The 2,820-nt window shown below is 37.3% G+C and carries 3 protein-coding genes; 2 read left to right on the top strand and 1 reads right to left on the bottom strand.

Annotated features, from left to right (window positions below):
• The first annotated feature begins 215 nt into the window (after positions 1-215).
• Together ACFVSH_RS25050 and ACFVSH_RS25045 are read left to right on the top strand one after the other, a co-directional pair.
• Positions 216-1,622: a processed acidic surface protein gene (locus ACFVSH_RS25050; RefSeq protein WP_387594813.1), complete on the top strand. Its 1,407-nt coding sequence runs from the start codon at positions 216-218 to the stop codon at positions 1,620-1,622.
• A 1-nt stretch (position 1,623) separates the two neighbouring features.
• Positions 1,624-2,265: a class D sortase gene (locus ACFVSH_RS25045; protein ID WP_387594816.1), complete on the top strand. Its 642-nt coding sequence runs from the start codon at positions 1,624-1,626 to the stop codon at positions 2,263-2,265.
• A 108-nt stretch (positions 2,266-2,373) separates the two neighbouring features.
• Here ACFVSH_RS25045 and ACFVSH_RS25040 read toward each other — a convergent pair whose 3' ends face one another.
• Positions 2,374-2,781, bottom strand: coding sequence for a DoxX family protein (locus ACFVSH_RS25040; RefSeq protein ID WP_387594818.1), 408 nt, complete (start codon positions 2,779-2,781; stop codon positions 2,374-2,376).
• Positions 2,782-2,820: the final 39 nt, after the last annotated feature.

The following is a 2,820-nucleotide window of genomic DNA, read 5'->3' as shown; positions in this document are numbered from 1 at the left end:
GTACAGAAGTGGGGGGATTATTGTAATCGGTATATTAATAGGAAGAAATACGTCATTATTAGCGTAAACAGAAGTATATGCGGTTAAAAAGTTTCTTAGCAAAGTAATTAAGGTAGAAATTTCCCATACTGGAAAAAATAACTTCATTGTTAAATTATTGTTATTGAATTATAATCTTTTAGAAACATATGAAATGTTATGAATAGGAGAAAAGTATGAAAAAACTGTGGACCATTTTAGTTTCATTTACGTTGTTAATTAGCTTATTCCCGCAATTGGCATCGGCAGCACCAAAGAAAAATTTTGAGCAAGAACTCACAAAGTATTTAAAAGAGGTAAGCCTTGTCAGGGGTTTTGAAGTGACGAAGGATGATATTGAAACGTCTCTTTCTTTTTACGATGAGAGTATTAAAAACTTTGAATCCATTGATGATCTTAAAGATGCTTTGGGCGAAGTTATTAAGGCAGATTTAAGTAATTTAGATGCCATTTATGAAGATTATAATCTAACTAGTGAGAGCCTAATTAAACTTTTGCATGAAAATGGCGAAGAACTTGACGATTATATCTTTATCTGGGACCTCGATGAAGCTGTTTATTTCTATGCGGAAGAGGGCGATTTTGAACGTGATCCAAACTTTGACAAAGAATTTGTCAATTATTTAGCCAAGGTTAGCAAAGTAAGAGGCTTCGAAGTAACAAAAGAAGATATCGAAGCGACATTGGAACTCTATGATTTTAGCACGGAAGAATTCGAATCTGTTGATGAGCTTAGCGAATTCTTAGGTGATGTCATAAAGGCGGACCTAAGCAACTTAGATTATTTTAATGAGAACTATGGATTGGATAAACAAGCGTTGCTTCAATTGTTGAAAGAAAATGGTGAAGATATTAACGATTATATATACATAGATAATCTTGAAGAAACTGTTTGGAACCTTACTGGTGGGGGGATGGATGGTGAAGTTGCCGAAGGTCTCCTTCCTATTTTCGAAGAACTCGGACTAACGGAAGAAGAATTACAGAGGCTTGAAGACCACTTAATGTCTTTGGAAGAGCATCTTTCCAATCCGGAAACAATCAAGCGACTTGAAGAATTGGGCAACCGCATGATGGCTTTCGAGGAATTTGATGTAGCAACCGAGCTTACAGCTGAACAGATAGCTGAAATGGCATCAATCTATGAAGAATTACTTTCCATCTTTAAGCTTAAGGTATCCTATTCCCTTGTGAAAAGCGGATCGGAATCACCTGTATCCCTTTTGGATTTAATGAAATTGGAAGAGCTAAAAGGTGCTAACCTGAAAATATCAATTTACTCTATTGATGGGAAGTTCTTGGCTGATCTTTTAATAACGGGTGAAATGGTCGATTCTGATACTCTTACCAATGCAGGCGGGCAAATAAAGGAATCTGCTAAAGAGGTGCAAAAGACTATTGAAAAGGCACCGGTTGCTAAACCAGTAAAACAAAAGATCAGTACTCATACTAATTCGGAACATCAAACTGTAAAAGGGGCTAAACTGCCAAATACCGCTTCCGATTATATCCCTAATGCTCTTTTAGGGCTTTGCATTGTATTGTTCGGAAGCTTGATGTATCGAAGAATTAGGAAAGCTTAATATGAAACAATTAAAGAAAAGGCGGTTTCTTCTGCTTTCTTGTGCAATTGCCATCATTTTATTTGGGGTTTGGTTTTCCACATCCAATATGTATAAGTTTGCAAAAGGCTACTTTCTTTATAAGACTCATACTCCAACTAGCCAAGTGAATGAACCTGTACAGAAACCACCCAGTAGTGAGCCAATAAGTAAAAAAATAACAAAGAAAGAGCTATATCCTGTCCGCCCCGAAACGGGTGAAGAAATCGGGGAACTGTATATACCCAAACTAAAAGCCAAGCTCCCTATTTTCCATGGCACAAACGAGGACGAATTGGAAAAAGGCGTTGGTCACTTTGCAGGAAGTGTACTACCAGGTGAAAATGACAATTCCGTTCTTTCCGGTCATAGAGATACGGTATTCCGTAAACTCGGGCAAGTTGGCGAAGGAGATTTGTTGATTGTAAGAACATCGGCAGGCGAGTTCACATACAAAGTCAACAAAGTTCGAATTGTGGATGAGGATGATCGAACCGTAATCGTACCAAAGCCACGGGCAACGCTAACCGTCAGTACCTGCTATCCCTTTGATTATATTGGGGCGGCACCTGAACGCTATATACTTGTCGCTTATTTGTCTTCAAAAAAAGTAAGTAAATTATAGGCAACTTTTTATTACATGTTCAAAAAAAGAGTCCCGATAAGGTAAAACTTATCGGGACTCTTTCAATTTCCAATTTCTTTTATATGTGACGAGTTTGTTGCCAATTTATTATATTGTTAAGCTATCCTTATTGCTCAAAGTGCTCGATGTAGCGGAATTTAATATTTTATGATGGCAAATATAAGAGCCGGCTATCAATATATATCCGATAATGAAAAGCAGCCATCCACTGGCAGGATCGCCCACTGATATGCTTGAATACATAGCACCCGTCAAATCAAATACAAAACCGGCATAAGCCCATTCCTTAATTCTCGGAAAACCTGGAATGAGTATTGCCACGACACCTAATAATTTGGCTATACCAATAAAGGGCAGGAGGTAGGTAGGATAACCTAAATGATTAAATAAAGCGACTGCATCGGGAACAGACATTATATCCGGAATAGAACCCAAAACCATTAGTGCCACTAAAAGTCCTGTGAAAATCCAATATATAATTTTTATTTTTTTCATTTTATACTCATTCCCTCCCTTAAGTTGACAGTTTAATCA

This window comes from Peribacillus sp. NPDC058002 (assembly GCF_042886655.1).
GTDB classification, from domain to species: domain Bacteria; phylum Bacillota; class Bacilli; order Bacillales; family DSM-1321; genus Peribacillus; species Peribacillus aracenensis.
This window is presented reverse-complemented; position numbering and strand designations above follow the sequence as displayed.